The 25,344-nt window shown below is 70.2% G+C and carries 29 protein-coding genes and 1 pseudogene; 17 read left to right on the top strand and 13 right to left on the bottom strand.

Annotation, left to right across the window (positions count from 1 at the left end):
* Window positions 1–50 precede the first annotated feature (50 nt).
* Entirely contained in the window at window positions 51–563 is a 513-nt protein-coding gene (locus tag PV646_RS18840) for a hypothetical protein (RefSeq protein ID WP_500343464.1), read from the top strand.
* A 42-nt stretch (window positions 564–605) separates the two neighbouring features.
* Here PV646_RS18840 and PV646_RS18845 read toward each other — a convergent pair whose 3' ends face one another.
* A complete protein-coding gene (locus PV646_RS18845) occupies window positions 606–1,106 on the bottom strand; it encodes a CGNR zinc finger domain-containing protein (protein WP_500343465.1) in 501 nt (166 codons plus the stop codon).
* A 25-nt stretch (window positions 1,107–1,131) separates the two neighbouring features.
* On the opposite strand from PV646_RS18845, the gene PV646_RS18850 reads away from it, so the two are divergent.
* The gene (locus tag PV646_RS18850; protein ID WP_500343466.1) at window positions 1,132–1,338 is read left to right on the top strand and encodes a hypothetical protein; all 207 of its coding nucleotides are present in this window, start codon (window positions 1,132–1,134) and stop codon (window positions 1,336–1,338) included.
* Window positions 1,325–1,939, top strand: a complete 615-nt coding sequence (locus tag PV646_RS18855; protein ID WP_500343467.1) for a TetR/AcrR family transcriptional regulator — start codon at window positions 1,325–1,327, stop codon at window positions 1,937–1,939. The genes PV646_RS18850 and PV646_RS18855 overlap by 14 nt, the downstream gene beginning before the upstream one ends.
* On the opposite strand, the gene PV646_RS18860 is transcribed toward PV646_RS18855, so the two are convergent.
* Window positions 1,893–2,534 (bottom strand): hypothetical protein, encoded by a 642-nt coding sequence (locus PV646_RS18860; RefSeq protein ID WP_500343468.1) that lies wholly within the window; start codon window positions 2,532–2,534, stop codon window positions 1,893–1,895. The genes PV646_RS18855 and PV646_RS18860 overlap by 47 nt on opposite strands.
* A gap of 142 nt (window positions 2,535–2,676) precedes the next feature.
* Window positions 2,677–3,540: a ferredoxin family protein gene (locus tag PV646_RS18865; RefSeq protein WP_500343469.1), complete on the bottom strand. Its 864-nt coding sequence runs from the start codon at window positions 3,538–3,540 to the stop codon at window positions 2,677–2,679.
* 110 nt (window positions 3,541–3,650) lie between these two features.
* On the opposite strand from PV646_RS18865, the gene PV646_RS18870 reads away from it, so the two are divergent.
* Window positions 3,651–4,022, top strand: a complete 372-nt coding sequence (locus PV646_RS18870) for a DoxX family protein (protein ID WP_500343470.1) — start codon at window positions 3,651–3,653, stop codon at window positions 4,020–4,022.
* Here PV646_RS18870 and PV646_RS18875 read toward each other — a convergent pair.
* Window positions 4,013–4,336 carry a hypothetical protein gene (locus tag PV646_RS18875; protein ID WP_500343471.1) on the bottom strand — a complete coding sequence of 108 codons (324 nt, stop codon included), beginning with the start codon at window positions 4,334–4,336 and terminating at the stop codon, window positions 4,013–4,015. The genes PV646_RS18870 and PV646_RS18875 overlap by 10 nt on opposite strands.
* Complete coding sequence (locus tag PV646_RS18880) at window positions 4,333–4,920, bottom strand: PadR family transcriptional regulator (protein WP_500343472.1); 588 nt, start codon at window positions 4,918–4,920, stop codon at window positions 4,333–4,335. Before PV646_RS18880 ends, PV646_RS18875 begins: the two co-directional genes overlap by 4 nt.
* A 49-nt stretch (window positions 4,921–4,969) precedes the next feature.
* Here PV646_RS18880 and PV646_RS18885 point away from each other — a divergent pair, with 49 nt between their 5' ends.
* Window positions 4,970–5,668 carry an SDR family oxidoreductase gene (locus tag PV646_RS18885; RefSeq protein ID WP_500343473.1) on the top strand — a complete coding sequence of 233 codons (699 nt, stop codon included), beginning with the start codon at window positions 4,970–4,972 and terminating at the stop codon, window positions 5,666–5,668.
* A gap of 56 nt (window positions 5,669–5,724) precedes the next feature.
* Window positions 5,725–6,354: a class I SAM-dependent methyltransferase gene (locus PV646_RS18890; RefSeq protein WP_500343474.1), complete on the top strand. Its 630-nt coding sequence runs from the start codon at window positions 5,725–5,727 to the stop codon at window positions 6,352–6,354.
* Here the strand turns inward: PV646_RS18890 and PV646_RS18895 are convergent.
* Together PV646_RS18895 and PV646_RS18900 are read right to left on the bottom strand one after the other, a co-directional pair.
* Window positions 6,351–7,100: a ZIP family metal transporter gene (locus PV646_RS18895; protein ID WP_500343475.1), complete on the bottom strand. Its 750-nt coding sequence runs from the start codon at window positions 7,098–7,100 to the stop codon at window positions 6,351–6,353. The genes PV646_RS18890 and PV646_RS18895 overlap by 4 nt on opposite strands.
* 2 nt (window positions 7,101–7,102) lie before the next feature.
* Window positions 7,103–8,188: an epoxide hydrolase family protein gene (locus tag PV646_RS18900; protein WP_500343476.1), complete on the bottom strand. Its 1,086-nt coding sequence runs from the start codon at window positions 8,186–8,188 to the stop codon at window positions 7,103–7,105.
* Between the two features lie 52 nt (window positions 8,189–8,240).
* Between PV646_RS18900 and PV646_RS18905 the strand changes: the two genes are divergently transcribed.
* Together PV646_RS18905 and PV646_RS18910 are read left to right on the top strand one after the other, a co-directional pair.
* The gene (locus PV646_RS18905) at window positions 8,241–9,185 is read left to right on the top strand and encodes a helix-turn-helix transcriptional regulator (RefSeq protein WP_500343477.1); all 945 of its coding nucleotides are present in this window, start codon (window positions 8,241–8,243) and stop codon (window positions 9,183–9,185) included.
* 2 nt (window positions 9,186–9,187) lie between these two features.
* Entirely contained in the window at window positions 9,188–9,451 is a 264-nt protein-coding gene (locus tag PV646_RS18910) for a hypothetical protein (protein WP_500343478.1), read from the top strand.
* 5 nt (window positions 9,452–9,456) lie between these two features.
* On the opposite strand, the gene PV646_RS18915 is transcribed toward PV646_RS18910, so the two are convergent.
* Entirely contained in the window at window positions 9,457–10,008 is a 552-nt protein-coding gene (locus tag PV646_RS18915; protein WP_500343479.1) for a cadmium resistance transporter, read from the bottom strand.
* 94 nt (window positions 10,009–10,102) lie between these two features.
* Here PV646_RS18915 and PV646_RS18920 point away from each other — a divergent pair, with 94 nt between their 5' ends.
* Window positions 10,103–10,975 carry an SDR family NAD(P)-dependent oxidoreductase gene (locus tag PV646_RS18920; RefSeq protein ID WP_500343480.1) on the top strand — a complete coding sequence of 291 codons (873 nt, stop codon included), beginning with the start codon at window positions 10,103–10,105 and terminating at the stop codon, window positions 10,973–10,975.
* 9 nt (window positions 10,976–10,984) lie between these two features.
* Window positions 10,985–11,545, top strand: coding sequence for a TetR/AcrR family transcriptional regulator (locus PV646_RS18925; protein WP_500343481.1), 561 nt, complete (start codon window positions 10,985–10,987; stop codon window positions 11,543–11,545).
* Between the two features lie 252 nt (window positions 11,546–11,797).
* Here the strand turns inward: PV646_RS18925 and PV646_RS18930 are convergent.
* The 3 genes and pseudogenes from PV646_RS18930 to PV646_RS18940 all read right to left on the bottom strand — a co-directional run.
* Window positions 11,798–12,457 (bottom strand): annotated as a pseudogene (locus tag PV646_RS18930) (LLM class flavin-dependent oxidoreductase); the annotation flags it as partial.
* Window positions 12,396–12,890 carry a DinB family protein gene (locus tag PV646_RS18935; protein WP_500343482.1) on the bottom strand — a complete coding sequence of 165 codons (495 nt, stop codon included), beginning with the start codon at window positions 12,888–12,890 and terminating at the stop codon, window positions 12,396–12,398. The gene PV646_RS18935 and the pseudogene PV646_RS18930, both read right to left, overlap by 62 nt.
* Entirely contained in the window at window positions 12,887–13,117 is a 231-nt protein-coding gene (locus PV646_RS18940; protein ID WP_500343483.1) for a hypothetical protein, read from the bottom strand. Before PV646_RS18940 ends, PV646_RS18935 begins: the two co-directional genes overlap by 4 nt.
* A 564-nt stretch (window positions 13,118–13,681) precedes the next feature.
* Here PV646_RS18940 and PV646_RS18945 point away from each other — a divergent pair.
* The 5 genes from PV646_RS18945 (at window position 13,682) to PV646_RS18965 (ending at window position 18,644) form a co-directional block, all read left to right on the top strand.
* Window positions 13,682–14,659, top strand: a complete 978-nt coding sequence (locus PV646_RS18945) for a tyrosine-type recombinase/integrase (protein WP_500343484.1) — start codon at window positions 13,682–13,684, stop codon at window positions 14,657–14,659.
* Window positions 14,660–14,788: 129 nt separating this feature from the next.
* The gene (gene ku, locus PV646_RS18950) at window positions 14,789–15,613 is read left to right on the top strand and encodes a non-homologous end joining protein Ku (RefSeq protein WP_319988851.1); all 825 of its coding nucleotides are present in this window, start codon (window positions 14,789–14,791) and stop codon (window positions 15,611–15,613) included.
* On the top strand, window positions 15,614–17,056 hold the full coding sequence (gene ligD / locus PV646_RS18955) for a non-homologous end-joining DNA ligase (RefSeq protein WP_500343485.1): 1,443 nt from the start codon (window positions 15,614–15,616) through the stop codon (window positions 17,054–17,056). It begins immediately after the preceding gene.
* Window positions 17,046–17,918: a non-homologous end-joining DNA ligase gene (ligD, locus tag PV646_RS18960; RefSeq protein ID WP_500343486.1), complete on the top strand. Its 873-nt coding sequence runs from the start codon at window positions 17,046–17,048 to the stop codon at window positions 17,916–17,918. Before ligD (PV646_RS18955) ends, ligD (PV646_RS18960) begins: the two co-directional genes overlap by 11 nt.
* Window positions 17,919–17,951: 33 nt before the next feature.
* Window positions 17,952–18,644: a GrpB family protein gene (locus PV646_RS18965; protein ID WP_500343487.1), complete on the top strand. Its 693-nt coding sequence runs from the start codon at window positions 17,952–17,954 to the stop codon at window positions 18,642–18,644.
* On the opposite strand, the gene PV646_RS18970 is transcribed toward PV646_RS18965, so the two are convergent.
* Entirely contained in the window at window positions 18,622–19,602 is a 981-nt protein-coding gene (locus PV646_RS18970) for a GlxA family transcriptional regulator (RefSeq protein ID WP_500343488.1), read from the bottom strand. The two genes, PV646_RS18965 and PV646_RS18970, sit on opposite strands and share 23 nt — an antisense overlap.
* Before the next feature lie 53 nt (window positions 19,603–19,655).
* On the opposite strand from PV646_RS18970, the gene PV646_RS18975 reads away from it, so the two are divergent.
* Complete coding sequence (locus PV646_RS18975; protein WP_500343489.1) at window positions 19,656–20,033, top strand: cupin domain-containing protein; 378 nt, start codon at window positions 19,656–19,658, stop codon at window positions 20,031–20,033.
* Between the two features lie 43 nt (window positions 20,034–20,076).
* Here the strand turns inward: PV646_RS18975 and PV646_RS18980 are convergent, their stop codons facing one another.
* Window positions 20,077–22,194, bottom strand: coding sequence for a choice-of-anchor P family protein (locus PV646_RS18980; RefSeq protein WP_500343490.1), 2,118 nt, complete (start codon window positions 22,192–22,194; stop codon window positions 20,077–20,079).
* 161 nt (window positions 22,195–22,355) lie between these two features.
* Between PV646_RS18980 and PV646_RS18985 the strand changes: the two genes are divergently transcribed.
* On the top strand, window positions 22,356–25,079 hold the full coding sequence (locus PV646_RS18985) for an AfsR/SARP family transcriptional regulator (RefSeq protein WP_500343491.1): 2,724 nt from the start codon (window positions 22,356–22,358) through the stop codon (window positions 25,077–25,079).
* The last annotated feature ends 265 nt before the right edge of the window (window positions 25,080–25,344 follow it).

The following is a 25,344-nucleotide window of genomic DNA, read 5'->3' on the forward strand; positions in this document are numbered from 1 at the left end:
GAACCGACCCTAAGCGCCCACAGGTGATCTACGGAATGGGAGTTCCACGCATGAGAGTCCTCGCGATCGCCGCCGCCGCGCTCGTCGCGCTGAGCACACTGGTGTCCCCGGCGCACGCCGCCGGCGCGCCGATCTACCGCTACGAGATCATCAACCGCGCCAACAGCTGGCTGACGGCGAACAACGGCACCCGCGTGCCCTACTCGCAGAGCCTCAAGTGGACCGACGGCTACCGCCAGGACTGCTCGGGCTACGCGTCGATGGCCGCGAGGCTCGACAAGGTCCCGGACGCGCCCAACACCGTGGCGCTCAACACCTCGACCTGGACGTTCTCGATCTCCATGTCCGAGCTCAAGCGCGGCGACCTGGTCATCGACGCGATCGGCGACGGCGACAACCGCCACGTCGTGATCTTCGACCGGTGGACCGACTCGGCCAAGACCCGCTACTTCGCCTACGAGCAGCGCGGCGACTGGGGCACCGACTACCGCTCCCGCACCTACGGCCTGGAGCCCTACTCCGACTACAAGGCGCGCCGCCTGCACAACGTCATCGACAAGTGAGCAAGTGAGCTCTGGGCGCGGTGCCCGCGCCGGGCACCGCGCTCACGCCGTCTGACGGTGGCGGTGGTTCGCGACGGCGACGCGGTTGGCGCACTTGGTGGAGCAGAACCGCCTGCGGCCGTTGCGGCTCGTGTCGACGAACACCGTGTCGCAGCCGTCGCGGTCGCACGAGCCGATGCGGCCGGCGTCCTCGCAGAACAACGCCGCCATGCCTGCCGCCGTGTACGCCTTGAGGCGCACGTCGGTCGGTGCGTCCTCGCGGGCGTAGTGCAGGTGCGGGGCGCGTCCGTCGTGCGTGGAGATGTAGTGCGTCATCGAGGACTGGGCCAGCAGGTCGTTGAGCAGCTCGACCGTGGGCTCGCGGAACACCTGCCGAAGCCGTTCGACCCAGTCTCGTACGTCACGTTCCTGCCGTGCGTCCAGGGAGCCCAGGGGCTTGTAGTCCGACGCTTTCAGCACGTCGAGCAGGTGCGCGTCCCGCTCGGCGTTGACCAGCGTCGCGGCGAGTTCGGCGGCCGCCCCGCCGTAAGGGTTGAAATGCACTAGACCATGACATCACGCTGGGGTCATGATCGCCACCTGCCCCGCCTGCCACTGGCCCGCCCCCTCCGCGCTGTCCTCGCACGGCGCGGTCGCCTACGTCCGCTGCGTCTGCGGCCTGTTCCTCGTGCTCGAACGCGGCGTGGTCACCGCGACCGCCGGGACCAGCACGTTCGCCCCGATCCGCCAGATCAGCGGTGATCTTGCTAGTGTCCCGGACCGTGAGCCGTCGTGATCTCCTGTGCGACACCGCGATCCAGATCCTCGCGGTGGAAGGCGGCCGGGGCCTGACCCACCGCGCGATCGACCGCGAGGCAGGCGTCCCCATCGGCACCACCAAGAACTACTTCCCGACCCGCGAGGCCGTCCTCACCGCGTGCGCCGCCCGCATGACGTCCCTGCACCGCGCCGCCGTGCAACGCCTGCGGGAGACGACCCCGGCCGACATCACCGCCACCGACGTCGCCGAGCTCTACCCGGCCCTGCTGCGCCGCGCGGTCGCCGACGACCCGACCCAGATGCTCGCGATGGTCGAGCTCTACCTGGAGGCGGTGCGCCGCCCCGGCGTGCGCGAGGCGCTCTCGGGCATGGTCCTGGCCAACGCCGAGGCCGCCGCCGCCCTGCAACAGGCCGCGGGCCTGCCCTCGACGGTCCGCGACACGGGCCTGCTCGACGCCTACTTCCTGGGCGTCGCCATCTCGCTGCTCGCACTGCCGGCCGACACGCTGGCCACCGTGGGCCTGGACGACCCGTACGCGCTGGGCATCGGCGTGTTCTCCGCGACCGTGCCTAACGCCGGCCCGTCACCAGAACGGCGATCAGCAGGATCACGCTGATCACCGCGGGCGTCACGAGCGCCACCGCGGGCTGGGCCAGCTCCAGCGGTTCGCCGTTCGTGTAGGCGATGACCGCCCAGGCCGCGACACCGCCGCACACGAGCGTCACCCCGGCCAGTCCCGCCGCCACGCGCCGCTTGTGCCTGGCGCGCACCGGCTCCCGCGTCGCGTCCGGGCAGCGGCTGGTCAGCGCGGCGACGATGGCACGGCTGTCCTCGGTGGCCCCGCCGAAGTGCAGGAGCTGACCGTTGGTGAACCGGACCGTGGCACCGGAACCGTCGATGGTCGGCTCGGCGAGGTCGATGGCCGCGACCTGGTCCCACGCCCACTCCCGCTTCAGGCCCCCGAGGACGTGCGTGATGCCGTCGTCGTCGAGTTGGATCAGCTCGATCTTGCCGGGCTTGGCCAGCAGGAGCACCGCGGCCGTCGCCGAGAGCACCAGCGGGATCATGGCGAAGATCAGCCCGTTCTCGGCGCCGCCGAGGTCGACCACGACGCTCGCGGCCAGCAGGGCGGCGCACGCGAGCGCGACGATCGCCGTCACCAGGCTCAGGGTGCGTCTGCGGTCGGCGGGGACGCGGTGCGTGCTGTGCATTCGATCAACCTACGGCCAGCGCGGTGCAAGTCCGGCCGGGATCACCGCCTTCGCCGCCCGCCCGGCCGAGTGCTGGCGGCGGGCGAGCTTCAAGTGGTCAGCCCGTGGGTGGGCGGGGACCCGGCGCGGCTCCCGAAACCACTCAGCGGCAGACCTTCACCAACTCGTCGATCGCCGTCGCCACCAGCGCGATCGCGATGTCCGGCGACTTCCCGCAACTGGCGGGCCGCGGCGGCACGGGCCGCTCGGTCAGCGTCACCCGCCATTCCCGCCCGTCCGCGTGCCGCACGGTCGCGGACTCGGCGTCCTCCGAGGCGACCGTGAGCACGTCGCGGGTCTCGCCGATCTGCTGGCGCACGGCGACCTCGGCGACCTGACCCCGCGGGGTGAAGCAGGAGCGGCCCCGGCAGCGGTCGGCGACGATGCCCTCCGTGACGACGCGCTGGGCCAACTGGTGGTCGATGCGTCCGTACAGGTGACCGGTGGGCAGCAGCACGCCGGTGGGCGCGAAGCGGTGGCCGCCGGTGTGGGTGCACTCCCACAGGTTCAGCGCGGTGGCGATCGGGCGGCCGTAGAGGGCGCAGCAGACGTCGCGTTTGCTGTTCGTGCAGATCAGCAGCAGCGGGTCCGCGACCGGGGTGCCGAACGCGGTGGAGCGGCCCGCGCCCAGTGCCTCGAAGTCGAGTTCGAGCGCCTCCTCGGGGGTGGCCAGGTCGGCCTGCTCCAGCCATGATCCACCCGGCTTCGTCGAGGCCAGGTACAGGCGGCGGCGTGCGGGGACGTGGTCGTCGGCGTGTTTGCCGGGGCGGCGGATCAGCAGGATGCGCACGCCCGTGCCGTCGGCGCGGCGCTGCAGTTCGGCGCCGAGTTCCGGGTCGAGGTGGCTCTCGGTCAGGGCGTCGCGGCCCCAGGGGCCCGGCTGTTCCAGGCACAGCCACGCGGTCGCGGTCGCGGCAGTGCCGGCCAGCGGTTCGCCCGCGAAGTCGGAGAGTATCGAGCACCTCATCTGCACACTCTATACGGCCGTTCGGGTGAGGACTAAGGCCACCCTTAGTTGATCGGTGTGACCTTGGCGTCTGTGGTCGGCGGGCTGGGTGCGGGGCTAGGTTTTCGTTCATGGACGTCGCGGTGTGGATCGTGTCGGGAGTGCTGGCGGCCCTGTACCTCATGGCGGGCTTCACCAAGCTCGCGAAGACCAAACAGGATCTTCTGACCGAGCCGCGCATGGCGTGGGCGGGGGACTTCTCGTCCGGGCAGGTCAAGGGCATCGGCGCGGTCGAGGTCGCGGGCGCGCTCGGGCTGGTGCTGCCGTGGCTGACCGGCGTCGCGCCGATCCTCACCCCGATCGCCGCGCTAGGCCTGGCGCTGGTGCAGGTGGGGGCCGCGATCACGCACATCCGGCGCGGTGAGGGCGCGACGGTGCCGATCAACCTCGTGCTGTGCGCGCTGGCGGTGTTCGTCGCCGTGGTCCGCTTCGGTCAGCTCTGAAGCTGACGCACCCGCTCGCGCATCGACGCCTCGAGCCGGGCGCGGTAGCCGATGAACAGCCTGTTCGCCAGGTAGGGCGCCCAGTTGCCCTGTTTGGCGATGTTGTAGACGCGGTGGCGCAGCAGCGCGCCCTCGGGGTGGGGGTGCAGCGTGTCCTCGCCGCGGTACCACCAGTCGCCCCAGTAGGCGATGACGCCTCGATCGCGGTCCACGAGCCGGTGCGGTCCCGACTCGCCGGCGTCGGCGAACATCCGTGCGCGCACGTCCTCCACCGGCGCGTGCACCACGCCGGTGACTTCGAACAGCAGCCTCATCGGTGCCTGTCCTCCCAGTCGGGGTAGCCGCCGACGGTGCCCTCACCGGTGGCGGTGGCGAACCAGGACAGCCAGGCGCGTTCGGCGCGCAGCACGGCCATCCGGTAGTCGAGCTCGATCCACGCGAGCTGAGGCAGGCCCATGCCCGCGAGCTTCTCCAGCAGCACGGCCAGCGCGGTGAGCTGCTCGCCCACGGCGGCCTCACGCTGTCGCACGACCTTCAGCGCGTCGGCCGGGGGCAGCAGGCCGACCAGGGAGATCCCGGCCTCGAAGCGCGGGTACTCCCGGGCGGGCACGGCGATCAGCTCGCGCAGCCAGTCGTGCAATTCCGCCGTACCGGTGGTGGTGATGGCGTAGACGGTGCGTTCGGGGCGGTTGCCGGCCTTCTGCGTGGCGGACGCGGTGATCAGCTCGTGGCGCCGCAGCGACTCGACCACGGTGTAGAGCGAGCCGTAGTTGAGCTTGATGACCTCCTCCTGGTGGCGTTCCCGCATGGTCTGCGCCATCTCGTAGGGGTGCATCGGCCGCTCCGACAGCAACGCCAGCACCGCGAGGGCCAGGGGGTTCGTGCGCTTGAACGTCATATCCGCTCCCGTATATCCGGCGCCGAGTATACGGGTTAGGGTGGGCGGCATGACAACGGTGATCACCGGGGGAAGCCGGGGTATCGGTGCCGCGACCGCGCGCAGGCTCGTGCGCGACGGGCACCGGGTCGTGATCAGCTACCGGCAGGCGCAGGACGAGGCACGGCGGCTGGAGGACGAGCTGGGGGTGCTCGCCGTGCGGGCCGACACGGCCGACGAGGACGACGTGGCGCGCCTGTTCGACGCCGCGGGCGACGACGTCACCGGCGTGGTCAGCAACGCCGGCATCACCTCCCCGTCCGGGCCGCTCGCCGACCTGCGCACCGAGGACCTGCGCCGCGTGGTGGACGTCAACCTCGTCGGCGCGATCTTCGTGGCCCGCGAGGCGGCCCGGCGCATGACGAGCGGCGCGATCGTGAACGTGTCGTCCGGCGCGGCGACACTGGGCAGCCCGGGGGAGTACGTGCACTACGCCGCCACCAAGGCCGCCGTGGACGCGCTGACGATCGGCCTGGCCAAGGAACTCGCGCCACGGGGGATCCGCGTCAACTGCGTGCAGCCCGGCACGATCCGCACCGACATCCACCGACTGTCCGGCGAACCCGGCCGGCCCGACCGCGTCGCCTCCCGGATCCCGCTGGGCCGCCCCGGCGAGTCCGGCGAGATCGCGAACGCCATCGCGTGGCTGCTCTCCGACGAGGCCTCGTACACGACCGGCGCGATCCTGCGCGTCGCCGGCGGGATGTGAGCTACGGCCTTTCGCCTCTGCGGCCGGTGTTCGCGCTGCCCCTAAGCTTCTCCGTCATGTCCGCGCCCACGCTCACCGACTTCGTGCTCGCCAACACGACGCTGGCCCCCGTGCCGCTGGTGCCCGAGGTGGTGCTGCACAGCGCGGCCGAGGCGATGGACCTGTGGGAACTGACCCACCACGACCAGCCGCCGTTCTGGGCGTTCCCGTGGGCGGGCGGCCAGGCCCTGGCACGGCACCTGCTCGACAACGCGGGCCTGGTGCGCGACAAGAAGGTGTTCGACCTCGCGTCCGGCTCCGGCCTGGTCGCGATCGCCGCGGCACTGGCCGGAGCCGAGGTGGTGACCGCCAACGACATCGACCCGCTCGCGCTCGCCGCCGTCGAGCTCAACGCCGCCGCGAACGGCGTCACCGTGTGCACCCTGGGCGGCGACCAGCTCGACAGCGACGCCCACGGCGCCGACGTGGTCCTCGCGGGCGATGTCTTCTACGACGCCGAGATCACCGCGCTGGTGCTGCCGTTCCTGGCCAGGGCCGCGGCACGGGGCGCGCTGGTGCTGCTCGGTGACCCGGACCGCGCGCACCTGCCCCACGACCTGTTCACCGCCCGCGCCCGCTACGACGTGCCGGTGCCGCTGACGCTGGAGAGCACCGAGACCCGCAGCGCCACGGTGTGGCGCGCCTAGCCCAGGCGCTCGACCACGAACGCCGTGAGGAACCCGGCCGTGGTGCACAGCCCCGTGTACAGACGGGCCCGCTCGTAGGCCTCGGGGATCATGGTGTCGGCGATCATCGCCAGGATCGCACCGGCCGCCACCGCGGTGATCACGGCGATGAGCTGCGGGGACGCGCCGTCGAGCAGCAGGTTCCCCAGGGCGGCGGACACCCCGCTCGCCACGGCGATCGCACCCCACACCCCGAACACGTACCCCGGGCCGCGGCCTGCCTGTTTCATGCCGGCGACGCTGGAGAGGCCTTCGGGAACGTTCGAGATGACCACCGCCGCCAGCATCGCCACCCCGACTCCGCCGCCGCTGAGCAGGGACACACCCAGCACGACGGACTCGGGAACGCCGTCGAGCAGCGCCCCCACGGCGATCGCGGTGCCGCTGCCGGCCTGGTCGGACTCGGCCGGCTGGTTGCTGCTGCGCTTGCGGTGCCGCGCCCCGCGCCGGGCGAGCACCAGGTTCGCCAGCACGTAGCCGGACGCGCCGCCGAGGAACCCCGCGGAGGTGGCGAGCAGGCCACCGGTCTTCTCCGCCTCGTCCATCAGCTCGAACGCCGCCGCCGCGGTCAGCACACCGGCCCCGAACGCCATCACGACGGCCACGACGTCACGCGGCACACGCAGGAACCAGGCGACGAGCGCGCCCGCCACGAGCGCGCCGCCACCGGCCAGTCCCCAGATCCCCGCCTCGATCCACTGCGGCATCGCTACATCTTCGCGAAGAACACCCTCAGGTCGCCCGCCAGCAGTTCCGGCGCGTCGTGCCCGGAGTAGTGCCCGCCGGTCTCGAACTCCGACCAGTGCACGAGGTTGTGGTGGTCGCGCTCGGCGAAGCGGCGGATGGTCTGGAAGTCGTCCGGGAAGATCGCGACGCCCATCGGCACCGTCGTCGGCCCGGTGGGCTGGTCCTCGCGGTGCGCGTCCTCGAAGTACAGCCGCGCGCTGGACCCGGCGGTGGCGGTGAACCAGTAGATCGCCACGTTCGCGAGCAGGAAGTCCTTCGTGACGGCCGGCTCGCCCATCAGCTGCATCGTCCAGGCGAGCTGGCCGACGGGGGAGTCCGCGAGCCCGAACGCCACGTTCTGCGGCCGCGCCTGCTGCAGCTTCGCGTACCCGGACATGGTCTCCCAGAAGTTCTGCAGCACCCCGAGCCGCCGGTAGTCGTCGGGCGTGAGGCCCTCCATCTCGGCCGGGTCACCCGAGGGGAACGAGAAGACCTGCGTCACGTGCACACCCACCACGTGCTCCGGATCGACCTGCCCGACCTGCGGCGCGATGATCGCCCCCGCGTCGTTGCCGTGCACCCCGTAGCGCCGGTACCCCAGCCGCGCCATCAGTTCCGCGAACGCCGCCGCGATCCGCCCGGAGTGCCAGCCCGTCTCCGTGGTCGGCCCGGAGAACCCGAAACCGGGGATCGACGGGATCACCAGGTGGTGGTCCTCGCGCAGGTGCTCGATCACGTCGACGAACTCCATCACCGAACCCGGCCAGCCGTGGATCAGCACCACCGGCAGCGCGTCCGGGTTCGGGCTGGTCACGTGCAGGAAGTGAACGTTCGTGCCGTCGATCTCGGTGACGAACTGCGGGAAGGCGTTGAGCTTCGCCTCGACCGCGCGCCAGTCGAAGTCCTCCGCCCAGTACCGCGCCATCTCCCGCACGTCCGCGACGTCGTCCCCGTAGAGCGAACCGGCCCCCACGACCTGGTCGGTCCACCGCGTCCGCGCCAGACGCCCCTTGAGCTCGTCGAGGTCGGCGTCGTCGATCGCGATCTGGAATTCCCTGATCTCCGTCATAACCCGAGGCTAACGACGCTTGCGGCCAGCCTCTGTCCTAAAGTGTCCGTCCATGTTGGAAACCTCGGCGCGCCTGCTGCGCCTGCTCGCCCTGCTGCAGTCACGCCGCGACTGGCAGGGCAGCGAACTCGCCGACGAACTGCGGATCAGCCCCCGCACCGTCCGCCGCGACGTCGACCGCCTGCGCGAACTCGGCTACCCGGTCAACGCCACCACCGGCTCGTTCGGCGGCTACCGCCTGGGCGCCGGCGCCGAACTCCCACCCCTGCTGCTCGACGACAACGAGGCCGTCGCCGTGGCCGCCGCCCTGCGCACCAACGCCGTCACCGGCCTCGAAGAAGTCTCCCTGCGCGCCCTGCTCAAACTCGAACAGGTCCTGCCGTCCCGCCTGCGCCACCGCGTCTCCGCACTAGAACAGATCGAATCCGTCCCACGCGACCACCCGGGACCCATATTGGATCCGGAACTGCTCTCGACCCTCGCCGCCGCGTGCCGCGACAGCGACACCCTGCGCTTCGACTACAACTCCCACGACGGCACCCCGACCCGCCGCCGCGTCGAACCGCACCGCCTCGTCAACTGGGGTCGCCGCTGGTACCTCGTCGCCTGGGACGCCGACAAACAGGACTGGCGCAGCTTCCGCGTGGACCGCATCACCCCACCCCAGCCCCCGTTCGGACCCCGCTTCACCCCACGGGACTTCGACGCCACCACCTACGTCGCCTCCCGAGCCAGCCAAGCCGCCTGGCGCTTCCAAGCCCGCGTCCTGGTCCACGCCCCGGCCGACACCGTGGCCGCCCGCATCAACGCCACCATCGGCACAGTCGAAGCCGTCGACGAGGTGTCCTGCGTCCTGGTGACCGGCTCCGACTCCGTGGAAACCCTCGCCGTGTGGATCGGCATGCTCGACTTCGACTTCGAGATCACCTCACCCCCCGAACTCGTGGCACACGTTCGCTCTCTTGCGGCCCGCTACGCCCGCGCCGTACAAGACTGAGCATGGCCATCACCGGACGGGACATCGAGCGCCTGCTCTACACCGACACGCCCGACCCGATCCTGGTCGTGCACAACGAGGTGGCCGAGATCGTGGCCGCCGCGGAACTGGGCGGTCACACCGGCGCGGTGGTGGTGTGCTCCCGCAGCGAGATCCTGCGGCGTGTGGGGGAGCGCGACCTCAGCGAACAGGAGCTGGCGGCCATGGCGTCGGCGTTGACGGCGGCCATTCGAGACCCGGCTCAGCAGCCGCCCTGGCCCGCCTGACCCGATCAGCCCGAGAACAACACCAGCAGACCGATCACGATCAACACCACCGGCAGGGCGACGTGACCCCACTGGGCCAGGGCACGTGCGACCACCTGACGGGACGCCAGGAACCGGCCCGCCAGACACCACACGCCCACCAGCAGCAGGAACACGGTCACGTAGACCCACAGCGAGTCCGTCACGGTGAAGACCGAGACGTAGACGCCGATGTTGTCGCCCCCGTTGGCCAGGGTCACGCCCGCCATCGCCAATACACCCGGCGCGGCGTCGGGCTCGTCCTCGTCGTCCGAGCCCCGCCACACCGACCAGGCGGCCTTGAGGCCCAGCGCCAAGGGGATCAGACCCAGCCACGGGCGGAACCCGGCAGGGAGCAGGGACGCTCCGAGAGCGCCGAGCACGGCCAGCGCGAGGATCGCCGTGAAGCCCAGGTACTGGCCCGTCACCACCCGCCACGGTGACCTCGCCCGCGCGAAGAACAAGGCCAGGAGCACCAGGTCGTCGACGTTCGTCACCGCGAACATGCCCGCCGCCCGGCCGATCACCCCGAGATCCACCGCGGCATTCTGACCCACTCGAAACGGATAGCTCATCCGCATGTGTGCTAGCGTCGCCAGTAAGCGGATTCACTATCCGAATCGAGGAGAAGTCATGGCACACAAGGCAGTCGTCACAGCCGGCACCGGCGGAATCGGGCTGCAGACCGCCCTCGGACTCACCGACGCCGGGTACGCCGTCACCGTCGTCGGACGCAACACCGAACGCGGAGACCGAGCCGTCACGACCATCAACACCAGGGGAGGAGAACCCGCCCGATTCCTGCAGGCCGACCTCGCCTCACTCGACCAGGTACGCGCCCTCGCCCAACAGATCGCCGCAGAAGGCGAACTCGCCCTGCTCGTCAACAACGTCGGAGCCATGTACCCCGACCGAACCGACCTCGACGGCGTCGAAGCCTCGTTCGTCGTCAACCACCTCTCGCCCTACCTGCTCACCGAACTGCTCCTGCCCGTGCTCACCGACCGCGTCGTCAACGTGACCTCCGGAGCCGTCATGGCCGCCAGGAAGAACTTCGACGCCGTCGAACCACCCGGCGGCTACTACGGCTTCTACTGGTACGGACGCGCCAAGCTCGCGAACCTCGCCTACACCCTCGACCTCGCCGAACGCACCCACAACACCGGCATCCGCGTGCTCGCGGCCGACCCCGGGGGAGCGGACACCGACATGACCGACGGCACCCTGCGCACACCCAAGATCGTCTCGCCGCCACTGCGCCTGCTCTGGCCACTCGTGCGCCGCACCTTCGAACGCTCCACATCAGGACCCGCCGCCCTCGCCGCCCGATCCTCGATCATCGCCGCCACCGACCCCACACTCGCCAGCGGCACCGTCATCGGCCGCAAGCACAAGCCCGTGACACCACACCGCACCGCCACCGACCCACGAGTCCAGCAAGCCGTACGCCGCCTCAGCGAGAGGCACGCACCACTCCGCCACGTTCCGGATGGCATATCCACATAGAATCCGGACATGACGCCCCAGCGAAAGGACGCCGCCCGCAACTGGGAGCACATCCTCACCGTCGCCAGAGAACTCGTCGACGAAGGCACCCCACTGCAACTCAACGACGTCGCCCGACGAGCAGGACTCGGCGTCGGCACGGTCTACCGGCACTTCCCGACCACCGAAGCGCTCCTCGAAACCGTCGCCACACCCTGCCTCGAAGCACTCGCCGGCCACGGCGAACAAGGCCTCACCCACGACGACCCGTGGACCGCCTTCGCCGACTTCCTCACCCGAGTCGTCGAAGGACAGGTCACCGACCCCGCCCTCGTCAAAGTCTCCGCCGCCACCCACGACGTGCTCCCACGCACCACCGAACTCAAAGCACAGATCCTCGCCGTCGGCGCCCGACTCCTCGCCCGCGCACGCGACTCAGGAGCCGTCCGCCCCGAAGTCGACGACGCCGACCTCGTCCCGCTCATGTGCGGCATCGCCTACGCCACCTACGTGCACAGCGCCGGCCCGGAAGACCGGCTGCCCACCGCACGCCGCTACCTCGACACCCTGCTCCGAGGCCTGCACACCTGAACGCGGGGGACCGGCCGCCACAAAAGCCCGCAACTCATCCAGACCCCGCGCGCCACCATCGGTCAACATCCACGTCACCCCGGCCTCCCCATACGCCGCGTACTCCGCCTCGTCCACCGGCAACGAGGCCCCGCCCCACAACACGACATCACCGTCGGCCGGGCCACCCGACGCCACGAAATCCGCCTTCATCCGAGCGGCGTCGGCAGGGGAGAGCACCACCAGACCCTCCGGCCCGAACGTCGCCGGCACCACACCCGCCGCACGCCCCGCCCCGCGGAACGGCCTCGACCGAGGCCAGGCGCCGCCCACCCAGACCGGCACCTCCACCGGCGCGAACCGCACACCGGACACGTCGAACAGCGCACCGTGATGCTCCACCTCGGCACCGGACAACAAAGCGCACACCAACTCGACCTCCTCCGACATCGCCTCCGCACGCGACACCCGCTCGCCGAAGGGGGAGAAGTCCTGCGGCACACCCGCACCCACACCCAGCACCGCACGCCCACCCGACAGCCGCTGCAACGTCGACACCTCCAACGCCACCTTCCACGGCCGCCGACGCCCCAGCGACGTCACCAGCGGACCCACAGAGATACGAGACGTCCGCGCAGCCACCGCACCCAACGTCACCCAGACGTCCGCCACCACGGGCTCACCCGGCACCACCACGTGATCCCACAGGAAGAACCCGTCCCACCCCGCCGCCTCCGCCGAGACAGCGAGCGACACCAGCACAGACGGATCACCCAGCGACGAACCGAACGACGGCACATAGATCGCGTAGCGCATGACCCGAGTGTGACAAGCACCCCCGACAAGATCATCTACACGCGGGGGAGCAGCACTAACGACCCTCCCCGGTCGCCCCGTCCAACTGCTCCCGCAAGATGTCCGCATGCCCGGCATGCCGCGCCGTCTCCGCCACCCGGTGCACCAGAACGTTGAACAACATCACCTCAGGACGCGGCCACCACGGCACAAAACCAGGAGCGTCCACAGCAAGCGCCAAAACCGTCGCATCCGCATGCACCCACACACGCCGATAGCGCCCCACGATCTCCTCAACCGACTCCGACTCATCCGCCCGCAAGTCCAACCCACGCGCCGCCAAGTCGTCCCACCGCGGCAACGGCTCAGGAAACGGCCTCCCGAACACCTCACCGAGATACCGCGACTCCCACAACGCCAGATGCTTCACCAAACCCAGAAGGCTCGTCCCCGAAGCCGTCAGAGGACGCCGCACGTCCGACTCCGGCACCCCCTCGAGCTTCCACACCACCGCCTCGCGCAACTCACGCAGATCACCGAGCAGGTACTCCTTCACGAACTCGTCGATCACGACCACTCCCGATTGAAGTTCGCCTCTATCGCCACGGTGACGTAAGGACGCATGTCCTCGAACGGAACCGCCGGCGCCACGGACACCGGAGTCACGGCCGCGGCCGCCGGCAGAGCGGACAACACCGGCAGATCCGCCAGCGGACCGCGCACCCAGGGGGAAGGCTCGCCGACGACGGCGTCACCGAAGCGCTCGTGGTGGCACACGAACCGATCCCGGTCGGACATGGCGCCGATCATGGCAGGAGAGCGCCTCCAGGAGGCCCTCCGTTACTTGACATAATGTAGATTATCGGCGAAACGGCGAACTGCGAAGATCGTGTCAGAAGGGGCTGAAACGCCCGTGTTGGCGCGTCTGCAAGCCACAGCCCGCGGGCAGGCCGGCTGCGCTTGCAGACGCCACAACATCAGATCCACGGCGATGCCGGAGCGCGGTCGGCACCGACGTGCAGTCATGGAGACGTACGTGCGGGGGCGTCATTACGCTCACGATCCCCGACAAGTGACGCCACCTGGTCCAGCGACGTCCTGAGCCGAATCAGAACCCGGCGAAACGGACATTTCATGCATAATCGCCATTATCCAGCACAACAACACCCGGTGACCCCGCGAACTCGAACGGTCGACATCCAGCACCGTTACGCCATCGGCACGTCGGCCCGCGTCAAGCCTCTCCGCTCTTGACGTCACGCCCTGACCTGCGGCTCCGTCCTCGCACAACGACCGGCCGCGCACGAAACGGAGGGTCCTCCCCTCCCCTGTCGTGCCACGGCGTCCAGGATTGTCGGTGGCGTGCGGTACAAGATCCATATGCACGTGTTCGCCGCCCAGGACGCCTTCTTCCTCGCCCGCCGCACTCGCAAGGACTCGCCGCACACCACGGCCGCCTACCAGCGAGATCTGTCCGGCGTGAACTCGCTGCTGGCCGAGACCCTCTCCTGCCCCGCCGAGGACCTGACGATCGGTCATCTGACCGGGGCGAACCTGCGGCAGGCCTTCGGGGTGTTCGCGGACACGCACGCCAAGAGTTCGGTGTTGCGGGCGTGGTCGACGTGGAATCAGTTCCTGACGTTCTGCGTGGCGGAGGACCTGATCGCCGGCAATCCGATGGGTGCGGTGGCCCGGCCGAAGACGCCCGCGCTGGTGCCGAAGCCGTTGCGGGGTGAGGACACTCCGGAGCAGTTGCTGACGGCGGCGGCGGAGGGGGCGAGCAAGGGGCGGGATCCGTGGCCGGAGCGGGACGTGCTGGTGATCGCGCTGGGGTTGGTGGCGGGGTTGCGCAGTGCGGAGATGCGGACGTTGACGCTGGCGAGCGTGGTGGGGCGGGAGGGTGATCGGCGGTTGCACGTGAAGGGGAAGGGCAACCGGGATCGGAGTGTGCCGATCGAGCCGCCGATGGAGCGGATCGTGGAGGCGTATCTGAAGAGTTGCAAGCAGCGGTTTCCGCAGGGGCGGTTCGACCGGGACAGCGCGTTGTTGCGGGATCGGCACGGGGAGCCGATCGGGCGGGGTGGGTTGGAGTACCTGGTGAAGTCGTGTTTTCGGTGGGCGGGGTTGAACGATCGGGTGCCGACGGGGGCGAATCTGCACGCGTTGAGGCACACGTTCGCGACGCGGTTGGCGGAGGACGGGGCGTCGGCGAGCGAGATCATGGCGTTGCTGGGGCATGCGAGTTTGGCGACGAGTCAGAACTACATCGAGGCGACGGCGCGGGAGCGGCGTGCGGCGGTGGCGAGCAATCGGACGTATCGGGCTCTCAAGGACATGTAGCGGGGTTCGACCGTGGTGCGGGACGCTCTGTCGTGACGTGTGAGCCGGGGGTCGCCCTGTTGCCGGATCGTTAGGCCGAGTGGGTGACCTGATAGTGCGAAAACCGCATTTCAGGGGTACCCAATGAGAATGAGATCCGTGTGGCGTGGGGCCATCTCCTTCGGGTTGGTGACGATCGCCGTGCGCCTTTACACGGCTGTCGAGGAGCACGACTTCCGTTTCAACCAGGTGCACCGGGAGGACGGCGGGCGCATCAAGTACAAGCGCGTCTGTTCGGTGTGCGGTGAAGAGGTCGAGTATTCGGAGATCACCAAGGGCTACGAGTTGGACGACGGCCGGATGGTGATCATGGAGAACGAGGACTTCGAGAAGTTGCCGGTGAAGACCGACAAGTCGATCGACGTCCTGGAGTTCGTGCCGGCGGAGGAGATCGATCCGATCTACTTCCAGAAGACTTATTACCTGGAGCCGGACAAGGCGGCGGCGCGTCCGTACGTGCTGCTCAGGGACGCTCTCGTCAAAACGGGTCAGCTGGCGGTCGTGAAGATCACGATTCGGCAGAAGGAGACGCTGGCGACGATCCGGGCGCGTGATGACGTGTTGGTGATGCACACGATGTTGTGGCCGGATGAGATCCGCAAGGCGGAGTTCGACTTCCTGGACCAGGACGTGGAGGTGCGTCCGCAGGAGTTGAAGATGGCGACGTCGCTGGTGGAGTCGATGGCGGGTGACTTCGATCCGGACACGTTCACCGATGATTACCGGGATGCGCTGGAGAAGGTGATCGCGGCGAAGGCGGAGGGTGCGGAGTTGCCCGAGCAGCCGGAGGCCGAGGAGAAGGGCGATGTCATCGATCTGATGACGGCGCTGGAGCGCAGTGTGGAGAAGGCGAAGGCAGGGCGGAAGGGCGCTGAGAAGAAGGCGGCGCCGAAGAAGAAGGCTTCGTCGGCGTAGATGGCCGGGCTCGACGAGTACCGGCGCAAGCGGGATCCGGGCAGGACGCCGGAGCCCGTTCCTGATGCTGATGTGTTGCCGAGGGGTGGCAACGACACGTTCGTGGTTCAGGAGCATCACGCGAGCAGCCTGCATTGGGATGTGCGGTTGGAGCGGGATGGGGTTTTGGTGTCGTGGGCGGTGCCGAAGGGGTTGCCGTCGACGACCGATGTGGTTCGGCTGGCGGTGCACACCGAGGACCATCCGCTGGAGTACGCGGAGTTCTCCGGGGAGATTCCGAAGGGTGAGTACGGCGGCGGCGAGATGTTCCTGTGGGATCGCGGTCGTTACGAGACGGTGAAGTGGTCGGACCGCGAGGTCGACGTGATCCTTCATGGTCAGCGGGTGCAGGGGCAGTTCGTGTTCTTCCGTTCGGGTGGGGACGGGAAGAACTGGATGATGAAGCGTCGTCGTGCTGCGGCGCGTCCGGACTGGCAGGTGTTGCCGGAGTCGGTGAAGCCGATGCTGGCGGTGCCCGGTCCCCTGCCCCACGACGATGACGACCACTGGGCTTATGAGTTCAAGTGGGACGGTGTGCGGGCGATCCTGCGGGTGGAGGGTGGCCGGGTGCAGGCGTGGTCGCGGCTGGGCAACGACATCACGGTGGCGTATCCGGAGTTGCAGGGTGTGGGTGAGCAGCTGGGGTCGACCGAGGCGTTGCTCGATGGCGAGATCGTGGCGTTGCAGAACGGGCGGCCGAGTTTCAGCGCGTTGCAGAACCGGATGCACGTGACGAAGTCGGAGGCGGCGCGGCGGGCGGCTCGTCAGCATCCGGTCACGTTGCTGTTGTTCGATCTGCTGCATCTGGATGGCTCGTCGATGACGCAGTTGCCGTTCCGTCAGCGGCGTGAGTTGTTGCGCGGGCTGGAGTTGCGGGGTGCGCATTGGCTGACTCCCCCGTCGTACGACGAGGACGGTGCGGCGGTGCTGGCGGCGAGCCGGGAGCAGGGGCTGGAGGGGGTGGTGGCGAAGCGGCTGGACTCCCCTTATCAGCCGGGGACGCGGTCGCCGGTGTGGCGCAAGATCACGGACCTGCTGGCGCAGGAGGTGGTGATCGGTGGCTGGCGGATGGGTGAAGGCAAGCGTGTGGGGGTGATCGGCGCGTTGCTGCTGGGTATCCCGCGTGACGGTGGGCTGGCGTTCGCGGGGTCGGTGGGCACGGGGTTCAACGACGCGGAGCTGGCGGTGTTGACGCCGCGGTTGAAGGCGTTGGCGCGCAGGTCGTCGCCGTTCGTGACGGAGATGCCGCGGGAGCGGTCGAGGGGCGCGAAGTGGGTCGAGCCGGAGCTGGTGGCCGAGGTGGTGTTCCGGCAGTGGACGCCGGACGGGCGGATGCGGTTTCCGGCGTGGCGTGGTTTGCGGCCGGACAAGTCGCCTGAGGAGGTGCGTCGGGTTGTCGAGTGATGCGACGGTGCGGGTCGAGGGCCGGGTGCTCAAGCTGACGAACCTGGACAAGGTGTTGTATCCGGAGTTCGGGTTCACCAAGGGTGAGGTGATCGACTACTACACCCGGATCGCTCCGGTGCTGCTCCCCCATCTGAAGGATCGGCCGGTGACGTTGAAGCGGTTTCCGAACGGTGTGGACGGGAAGTGGTTCTTCGAGAAGAACGCGCCGGAGCACCGTCCGGACTGGGTGCGCACGATGCGGCTGGAGTCGCCGGGCAGCACCAAGGGCAACGAGACCGTGAACTACGTGATGGTGGACGAGTTGGCGACGGTGGTGTGGCTGGCGAATCTGGCGGCGCTGGAGTTGCACGTGCCGCAGTGGACGGTGGGTCCGCGCGGGGGGAAGCGGGATCCGGATCTGCTGGTGTTCGACCTGGATCCGGGTGCGCCGGCGACGATCGTGGAGTGTTGCCGGGTCGCGGAGCGGGTGCGGGAGGTCCTGGACGACGACGGTGTGGATTCGTGGGTGAAGACGTCCGGGAACAAGGGGATGCAGGTGTACGCGTACGCGCCGGCGAAGGACACGTCGGAGTACGCGAAGGCGGTGGCGCAGCGGTTGGCGCAGGAGCATCCGGACCTGGTGGTGGCGGCGATGGCGAAGGCGCAGCGCACGGGGAAGGTGTTCATCGACTGGTCGCAGAACAATCCGGCGAAGACGACGGTGGCGCCGTATTCGTTGCGGGCTCGGGAGCGTCCGGCGGTGTCGACGCCGTTGACGTGGGACGAGGTGGAGGACTGCGAGGTCGTGGCGGATCTGGTGTTCACGGCGGACGAGGTGCTGGAGCGGGTGGATTCGGCGGGTGACCTGTTCGGGAGTTGATATTCTGGCCGACTGCCTGTGAGGGGGTCTGCTGTGAGTGTCGAACGGGAACAGCTGGTGGTGTGGCGGCGTGAGTTGTTGCGGGACTGGTTGCGCGACAACCCCGCGGATCGTGAGTTGTACGCGGCGTCGGGTGCGGCGGTGGAGGTGGAGATCCTCGAACGGGCGTGGGCCGCGGTGGTCGAGGAGCCGGCCGAGGTGGAGTTCGTGACGGAGGATCGGCCGCACAACGCGCCGATCACGCTGGAGGAGTACAGCCCGGAGTGGCCGCGGTGGTATGCCGTGGAAGAGGCGAAGATCCGGGCGGCGCTGGGGCCGGTGGCCGTGCGGGTGGAGCATTGCGGGTCGACGTCGGTGCCGGGGCTGGCGGCGAAGCCGTTGATCGACGTGGTGCTGGTGGTGCCGGACTCGGCAGACGAGGACTCCTACGTGCCCGCGTTGGTGGAGGCGGGGTACTACCTGCGGGTGCGGGAGCCGGGCTGGTTCGGGCACCGGTTGCTCAAGGGCACCGTCCCGAACGTGAACATGCACGTCTTCTCCCCCGGTTGTGTGGAGGTGGCTCGGATGCTGGCGTTCCGGGACCGGCTGCGCACGCACCCTGCGGATCGCGAGGAGTACGAGCGGGTGAAGCGGGAGCTGGCGGTGCGGACGTGGGAGCGGGTGCAGGACTACGCGGACGCGAAGACGCAGGTGGTGCGGCGGATCACCCTGAGGGCGCTGGTGTGACGGGGCTGAAGCGGCGCCGGTAGTCGGAGGGTGTGAGGCCGGTTTCGCGGCGCATGAGGGCGCGCAGGTTGGCGGCGGTGCCGAGGCCGGTGCGGCGGGCGACGACGTCGAAGCGCCTCTCCCCCAGTTCGATGAGCCGGCAGGCGAGGGTGACGCGTTCGGCGGTGAGCCACGCGAGGGGTGTGGTGCCGAGTTGGGCTTGGAATCGGCGGTGCAGGGTGGCGGGGCTGACGGCGGCGCGGGTGGCGAGGTCGCTGATGGTGAGCGGGGTGTCGAGGTGGTGCTGGGCCCAGGCGAGGACGGGGGCGAGTGACTCGTCGCGCAGGTCGGGTACGGGGCGTTCGACGAACTGGCGCTGGCCGCCGTCGCGGTGGGCGGCGAAGACGAGGCGGCGGCTGACGGAGCTGGCGATCTGGGCGCCGTGGTCGCGGCGGACGAGGTGCAGGCCGAGGTCGAGGGCGGCGGCGCTGCCGGCGGAGGTGAGGATGTCGCCGTCGTCGACGAACAGGACGTCGGGTTCGAGGTGCACGGCCGGGTAGCGGGTGCGGAAGTCGTCGGCCCACTGCCAGTGGGCGGTGGCGCGGCGGCCGTCGAGGACGCCTGCTTCGGCGAGGGTGAAGGCGCCGCTGCAGAAGCCGACGAGGCGGGCGCCTCGGGTGTGGGCGCGGCGGATGGTGTCGAGGACGTCGGGGCGTCGTGGGGTGTCGACGTCGGGGCGGTTGGGGACGATGAGGGTGTCGGCGTGCTCGGCGGTGTGCAGGCCGGTGACGCCGGTGAGGGTGAAGAAGCCGTCGCGCATGACCGTGTCCGGCGTGGGTGAGCAGAGGCGGAAGTCGTAGAGGTGGCCGCCGAGTTCGGGGCGGTGCAGGCCGAAGACCTCGGTGGCGCAGCCGAGTTCGAAGGGGTTGGAGTTCTCGTCGACGATGACGACGACGCGGTGCGAGGATTCTTGCGGCATGTGCGATTCCTAGCACTCACGGTCGTGGGGTGTCACGGGTGAGGCTTCTCGGCATGAACCCGATTGCTCTGGACGACGCGCTGGCCTCGTTCGACGCCCTGTGGAGCCCGCGGATCGTCACCCGTGTCAACGACTACGACGTGCGCGTGGCGAAGGTGGAGGGTGAGCACGTCTGGCACGTGCACGACGACACGGATGAGTTCTTCCTCGTGCTGGACGGTGAGCTGCACATCGCGCTGCGGGATCCCGACCGCACGGTGACCCTCGCGAAGGGTTCGGTGTTCACGGTGCCGCGGGGGACGTTCCACAAGCCGTCGGCGCCGCACGGTGCGCGGATCCTGATGTTCGAGCCGTCCGGCACGCTGACCGTCGGGGATCGGCACGAGGAGGTCCCGGGGCACGTGGACGCGACGACGGGGCACGAGTTGTGATGCTGGGGAGGAGCGCGGTCCTCCCCAGCACCCTTTCAGTGCGTCAGCCCAGGCGGCAGGCCGACAGGATGATCTCCTGGCCGAGCAGCGTGCGGACGCGGACGGCGTTCTGGATCAGCTGGCCGTTCGGTCCGGTCGCGGTCTCGTTGAGGTGCACGGTCGCGACACCGGGGATGCCGATGGTGGCGGGGCCGGTGCCGATGGGCGCGCCGTTGAGCGTGCCGACCTTCGACGAGCCGGTGACGCCGTTCGCGTCACTCACGCACTTGGCCTCGATGGCGTTGAGCTTGATCGCCCCACCGAGCAGGGTGGCTCCTTCCGCTCGTGCGTTCGCCTCGGTGCGGCCGGTGTTCGCGTCGAGGGTGCAGTCGGCGTGCAGGGCGTTGACCGAGGCCAGGCCCAGGACGTTGATCGAGGCGACGGTCTTGTCCTCGTTGGGCGGGCATTGGGCGTGCGGTGTCTTGGCGACGGTGATCAGGCCGGTCGCGTTGAGCGCCCACGCTTCACCGCGCAGGTAGACGACGACCTTGACGACCGCGGTGGCGGCGGCGCCGTCGTCGTCGGTGACGGTCACCAGGACGGTGTGCGCGCCCAGGGCGGTGAACGTGCGGGAGGCGGTGCAGGTGCCGCTACCGGCGCCCTGGTTGACGGTGCCGTTGACGACCGGGCTGCCGTCGTCGAAGTTCAGGGTGCAGGTGTGCTTGTCGTTGGTGGCGATGTCGGTGAACGGCGCGGTGAAGTTCACCGTGGTGCCACGGGTGACGAGCGTCTTGTCGGCGGTGAGGGTGGCCTGCGGGGCGACGTTGGACAGCGTCAGCGTGGTGGCCTGCGTGACGGGCGGGTTGAGGCCGTCGTTCGCGGTGAGCTTGAGCTCCCACACGCCGTCATCGGTGCACTTGACCGTGGTGGTCTGGGCGGCGGCGTTGCCGAACGAGCAGGTCGCGCCCGCGTCGACACCGGACTGCGCGGTGGCGGTCCAGGCGGTGGTCAGGGACGGGCCGTCGGGGTCGGTGACCGTCCCGGCGAGGCTGACGTCGGTGCCTTCCTGGCCGGCGTACGGGCCGCCGGGCTTCACGACGGGCGGGGCGTTGACCTTGACGGTGACGCACTCGGTCACGTCACCGGCTCCGCCGCCGTCGGTGCCGCGAGCGGTGACGCACAGCTGGTGCGTGCCGGGGGTCAGGGCCGGGGTGTCGACGGTGTAGTCGACCGTGGCCGGTCCGTCCTGCGGGAGGCCGGGTGTGATCGAGGTGACGGGGATGTCCGCGCCGCCGTTGACCTTGAGCGTGAGCCCGGTGAGCTTGGAGGCGATGACGCCGGGCACGACATCGGGCAGCTGCGAGACGTCGGGGACCTCGGTGCAGGTGCCGCCGGTGGTCTGGGCGATCTTGCGCAGCGACTCCGTGCCGATGTCGCAGCCGGAGCCGCTGGACACGGCGAAGGTGAAGATCTTGATGCCCGCGTTGACGGCCTGCTGCAGGGCGGCGTCGATGGCCCCGCTGCCGGCGCCGTCGGACAGGAACACCATCAGCTTGCGTTGCTGCGGTGCGGTGACGGCCGTGGCGAGGCCGGCGTCCAGGCCCGCGGCGAAGTTGGTGCCGGACGGGAAGCTGTGGTTGGTGAACAGGCCGACCCCGCCGATGCGGGCGCTGGTCACCGCCTCGACGACGTCGGTGGTGCCGTTGCCGTTGGCGTCCGCGCCGGGCCCGGCGATCTTCTGCTCCCCCGCCGCCGGGCTGACGTCGACGGTCGCGCCGGAGGAGCCGAACACGGCGGCGCCGACGCTGCCGACGACGGTGTTCGGCACGGCGGCCTTCGCGTGCAGCGCCTTGACCGCGGCGACCTCGCAGTCGAGGACGCGGTCGGCCTGGCCGTCGCCGTTCTGGTCGCCGCCGCAGCCCGCGTCCACCCCGGCCGCGGTGGAGCCGGACACGTCCACGACGTAGGTGAGCGCGGTGTCGACGACCGCGATGCCGGTGCCGATCGACGCCTTGCCGGTCACGGTGACCGGGCCCGGTACGACGACGGCGTTGTTCGCCGGGCTGGTGATGGTCACGCCGATGCTGGTACCGCCAGGAAGGTTGGCGGTGGCCGCGTGCGCAGGGATGGCGAGTGCCACGGTGGCCGCGAGGGCGGCGCCGACCGTGATGCTGGGTCTCATGGTTCTCCGCTCGGATGTGGTTCGTCCCCGACCGAACGGAAGGAGACCGCACGTGGCCGCGGAGATACGGCCCGTCACCGGAATGCATTGATAGTCGACCTATTCGGCCCACTGCTGGTTCTGGTCTCGCCGATCAGGGAACTCGGGAACAATCACCTCCTGTGAGGTTCGGGGTGCTCGGTCCGGTGCTGGTCGACGGCGTGGAGGTCGCGGCGCCCCGGCAACGGGCGTTGCTGGCGATGCTCGTGATGGACGCTGGTCGGATCGTGGGGCACGACCAGCTGATCGGCGGCTTGTACCCGGAGCCGCCGGCGGGTGCGGCGAACGCGCTGCAGTCCCAGGTCTCCCGGCTGCGCCGCACGGTCGCGGGCCTGGTGGTCGAGCACCACCCCGCGGGCTACCGGCTGGTGGCCGGGCCCGACGACGTCGATCACCTGCGGTGTGCCGAACTGCTCGCCGCCGGACGTGCCGCCGAGGCGCTGGCGTTGTGGCGCGGCCCGGCGCTCGCCGACGTGGACGCGCCGTTCACGCAGGCGGCGCGGCACGAGCTGACCGAGCTGCTCATCGGCTGCGCGCTGTCCGGCGGGACGACGAAACACCTCACCGATCTGCTGGCCGAGCATCCGCTGCGGGAGGACCTGCGCGCCGCGCTGATGCGGTCGCTGCACCGCGACGGACGTCAGGGCGAGGCGCTGGAGGTGTTCGCACGGGGACGCGCGCTGCTGGCCGGCGAGCTCGGCGTCGATCCCTCCCCCGCGCTGGCCGCCGCACACCTGGAGGTGCTGGCGGCCCAGGCGCCGCATCGGGGCGTGCCCGCGCAGCTCACCAGCTTCGTCGGACGGGACGAGGATCTGCGGCGAGTGGCGAAGTGGCTGTGCGACAACCGGCTCGTCACCCTCATCGGCCCCGGCGGCACCGGCAAGACGCGTCTCGCCGTCGAACTCGCCCACCGCGAACCGGGCGAGGTGGCGTTCATCGACCTGAGTGCCACCACCGACGTGGCCCGCGCGCTGCTCGACGGAGTCGGAGTGCGCGAGGCCGGGTTGGCGTACGCGGGGCCGCTCAGCGCCGAGGACCGGCTGCGGGCGGCGCTGGCGGCGCGGGAGGTCGTGCTGGTCGTGGACAACTGCGAGCACGTGATCGACGACGCGGCCCGCGTGCTGGGCGCTGTGCTCACCACGTGCCCCGGCGTGCGGGTGCTGGCCACGAGCCGTGAACCGCTCGGCATCACCGGCGAGACGCTGAGCCCGGTGATCGCGCTGGACGACGAGGCGGCGACCCGGTTGTTCCTGGACCGGGCGCAGGCGGTCAAGCCGGGGTTCCACGCCGAGCGCGACCTCGTCGCCGAGGTGTGCCGGCGGCTGGACGGGATCGCGCTCGCCGTCGAGCTCGCCGCCGCCCGCGTGCGGGCCCTGCCGCTGGCCGAGATCGCCGCCCGCCTGGACGACCGGTTCGGGTTGCTGTCCAAGGGAAGCCGCACCGCCGTGCCCCGCCACCGCACCCTGCACGCCGTCGTGGAGTGGAGCTGGGACCTGCTCACCGGTGCCGAACGCGACCTCGCCGCCCGCTTCACCGTGTTCAGCGGCGGCGCGGGCCTCGACGCCGTCACCGCCGTGTGCGAGTCCGATGTGGACACACTGGTCTCGCTGGTGGACAAGTCACTCGTCGAGGTCGCCGGCGACCGCTACCGGATGCTCGACACCATCCGCGCGTTCTGCGCCACCCATGCCCCCGACCTGCGCGAGCGGCACGCACGCTGGTTTCTCGAACGCGCGCAGCAGGCCGAACCGCACCTGCGCGCCCACGACCAGATCGACTGGCTCGCCCGGCTGCGCGCCGACCACGACAACCTCGTCGCCGCCGTCACCTGGGCCACCGGCCACGACGTCGGTCTCGCGCTCGAGCTCGTCGCCGCCCTGGCCACCTACTACTGGTGCCGGGGCCTGCGCACCGAAGCCGCCCAGCAGGCCGACGCCGTGCTGCACGCGTGCGGCGAGACCCCGCCGCCGGGCCGCGAACAGGAGTACACGCTGTGCCTGCTGCTCGCGTGGCCGATCGCGACCAGTGACCAGAGCGCCCGCATCCGCCAGGCCGACGTGCTGCTGGGCGCGCTCGACGCCCCGCCGCGTTACCCGATCATGACGATGATGTGGGGCATGGCGCTCGGAGCGCCGGACAACGACTCCACGGTGTGGCACCGGCGCACCCGGCTGCTGGGCGACGACGCGTGGAGCGCGGCGCTCGTGCTGGTCGGGGACGGGCTCATGGCGCGTTTCGCGGGCGAGACGGCCGCCGCACGGGACCTGCTGGTGCGTGGCGCGGCGGCGTTCACGCGGGTCGGTGACCGGTGGGGTGCGGCGCTGGCGTTCAACCAGCTCGGCGAGATCGCCCTGACCGGCGGCGACGCCACGAACGCCCTGGTCCACATCGAACGAGCCTGCGCCCTGTACACCGAACTGGGCGCCAGCGAGGACACCGCCGAGGCCGTCAACGGCCGCGCTCAGGCGAAGATCACCGCGGGCGACCTCGACGGCGCGAGAGAGGACTTCGCCCTCGCGTTGTCACTGGCCGAACGTGCCGGGGCGCTCGTCGTGCGCGCGGGCGCCCACCTCGGTCTGGCCACGCTCGCCCGCGTCACCGGCGACCACGAGACCGCACGCGCGCAGTGCGAACGGGCGTGGGAGCTGTGCCCGGTCGGCTGGTACGGGCCCGACGAGATGCGCTGCCACATCGCCGTGGAACGCGGCCACATCGCGCGTGCGCGAGGGGACCTCGACCAGGCCCGCCGGTACTTCCAGGACGCGCTGCGCCGCGCCCTGGGGCAGCGCAACCGCGTAACCGAGACCGCCGTGCGCGCGGAACTCGCCGCCCTGACCGGGACCTGAGGCGGCGCCACCACAACCACGCCGGCAGTCTGCGGTGCTCGACGAACGTCCACAGGTCGTCTTCGGCGACCTCGTCGGGATGGCGCCGCAGCACCTCCAGGCACTCCCGCGACACCACGCCGTGGATGCGGGCCACGTGCGCCAGGGCCGTCGCGCCCTGACGGCGGACCTCGATGCGGTTGTGGTCCAGCGCGCGGGCGACCCGCCTCGAGGCCACCAGCGGGTCCGGGTAGGACAGGGCGAGGCCGATCACCGCCACCCCGAC

Source organism: Streptomyces sp. ID05-26A, assembly GCF_033794685.1.
GTDB lineage: Bacteria > Actinomycetota > Actinomycetes > Mycobacteriales > Pseudonocardiaceae > Lentzea.

Excerpts from the sequence above, each read along its gene's own strand:
- PV646_RS18925 (WP_500343481.1), top strand. The coding sequence starts at position 10,985 with ATGACGCCCCAGCGAAAGGACGCCGCCCGCAACTGGGAGCACATCCTC.
- PV646_RS18850 (WP_500343466.1), top strand. The coding sequence starts at position 1,132 with ATGATCGCCACCTGCCCCGCCTGCCACTGGCCCGCCCCCTCCGCGCTG.
- PV646_RS18895 (WP_500343475.1), bottom strand. The coding sequence starts at position 7,100 with ATGCCGCAGTGGATCGAGGCGGGGATCTGGGGACTGGCCGGTGGCGGC.
- PV646_RS18920 (WP_500343480.1), top strand. The coding sequence starts at position 10,103 with ATGGCACACAAGGCAGTCGTCACAGCCGGCACCGGCGGAATCGGGCTG.
- PV646_RS18880 (WP_500343472.1), bottom strand. The coding sequence starts at position 4,920 with ATGACGTTCAAGCGCACGAACCCCCTGGCCCTCGCGGTGCTGGCGTTG.
- PV646_RS18885 (WP_500343473.1), top strand. The coding sequence starts at position 4,970 with ATGACAACGGTGATCACCGGGGGAAGCCGGGGTATCGGTGCCGCGACC.
- ku (WP_319988851.1), top strand. The coding sequence starts at position 14,789 with ATGAGATCCGTGTGGCGTGGGGCCATCTCCTTCGGGTTGGTGACGATC.
- PV646_RS18975 (WP_500343489.1), top strand. The coding sequence starts at position 19,656 with ATGAACCCGATTGCTCTGGACGACGCGCTGGCCTCGTTCGACGCCCTG.
- PV646_RS18870 (WP_500343470.1), top strand. The coding sequence starts at position 3,651 with ATGGACGTCGCGGTGTGGATCGTGTCGGGAGTGCTGGCGGCCCTGTAC.
- PV646_RS18900 (WP_500343476.1), bottom strand. The coding sequence starts at position 8,188 with ATGACGGAGATCAGGGAATTCCAGATCGCGATCGACGACGCCGACCTC.
- ligD (WP_500343485.1), top strand. The coding sequence starts at position 15,614 with ATGGCCGGGCTCGACGAGTACCGGCGCAAGCGGGATCCGGGCAGGACG.
- PV646_RS18890 (WP_500343474.1), top strand. The coding sequence starts at position 5,725 with ATGTCCGCGCCCACGCTCACCGACTTCGTGCTCGCCAACACGACGCTG.
- PV646_RS18910 (WP_500343478.1), top strand. The coding sequence starts at position 9,188 with ATGGCCATCACCGGACGGGACATCGAGCGCCTGCTCTACACCGACACG.
- PV646_RS18970 (WP_500343488.1), bottom strand. The coding sequence starts at position 19,602 with ATGCCGCAAGAATCCTCGCACCGCGTCGTCGTCATCGTCGACGAGAAC.
- PV646_RS18875 (WP_500343471.1), bottom strand. The coding sequence starts at position 4,336 with ATGAGGCTGCTGTTCGAAGTCACCGGCGTGGTGCACGCGCCGGTGGAG.
- PV646_RS18840 (WP_500343464.1), top strand. The coding sequence starts at position 51 with ATGAGAGTCCTCGCGATCGCCGCCGCCGCGCTCGTCGCGCTGAGCACA.
- PV646_RS18860 (WP_500343468.1), bottom strand. The coding sequence starts at position 2,534 with ATGCACAGCACGCACCGCGTCCCCGCCGACCGCAGACGCACCCTGAGC.
- PV646_RS18905 (WP_500343477.1), top strand. The coding sequence starts at position 8,241 with ATGTTGGAAACCTCGGCGCGCCTGCTGCGCCTGCTCGCCCTGCTGCAG.
- PV646_RS18940 (WP_500343483.1), bottom strand. The coding sequence starts at position 13,117 with ATGTCCGACCGGGATCGGTTCGTGTGCCACCACGAGCGCTTCGGTGAC.
- PV646_RS18865 (WP_500343469.1), bottom strand. The coding sequence starts at position 3,540 with ATGAGGTGCTCGATACTCTCCGACTTCGCGGGCGAACCGCTGGCCGGC.
- PV646_RS18980 (WP_500343490.1), bottom strand. The coding sequence starts at position 22,194 with ATGAGACCCAGCATCACGGTCGGCGCCGCCCTCGCGGCCACCGTGGCA.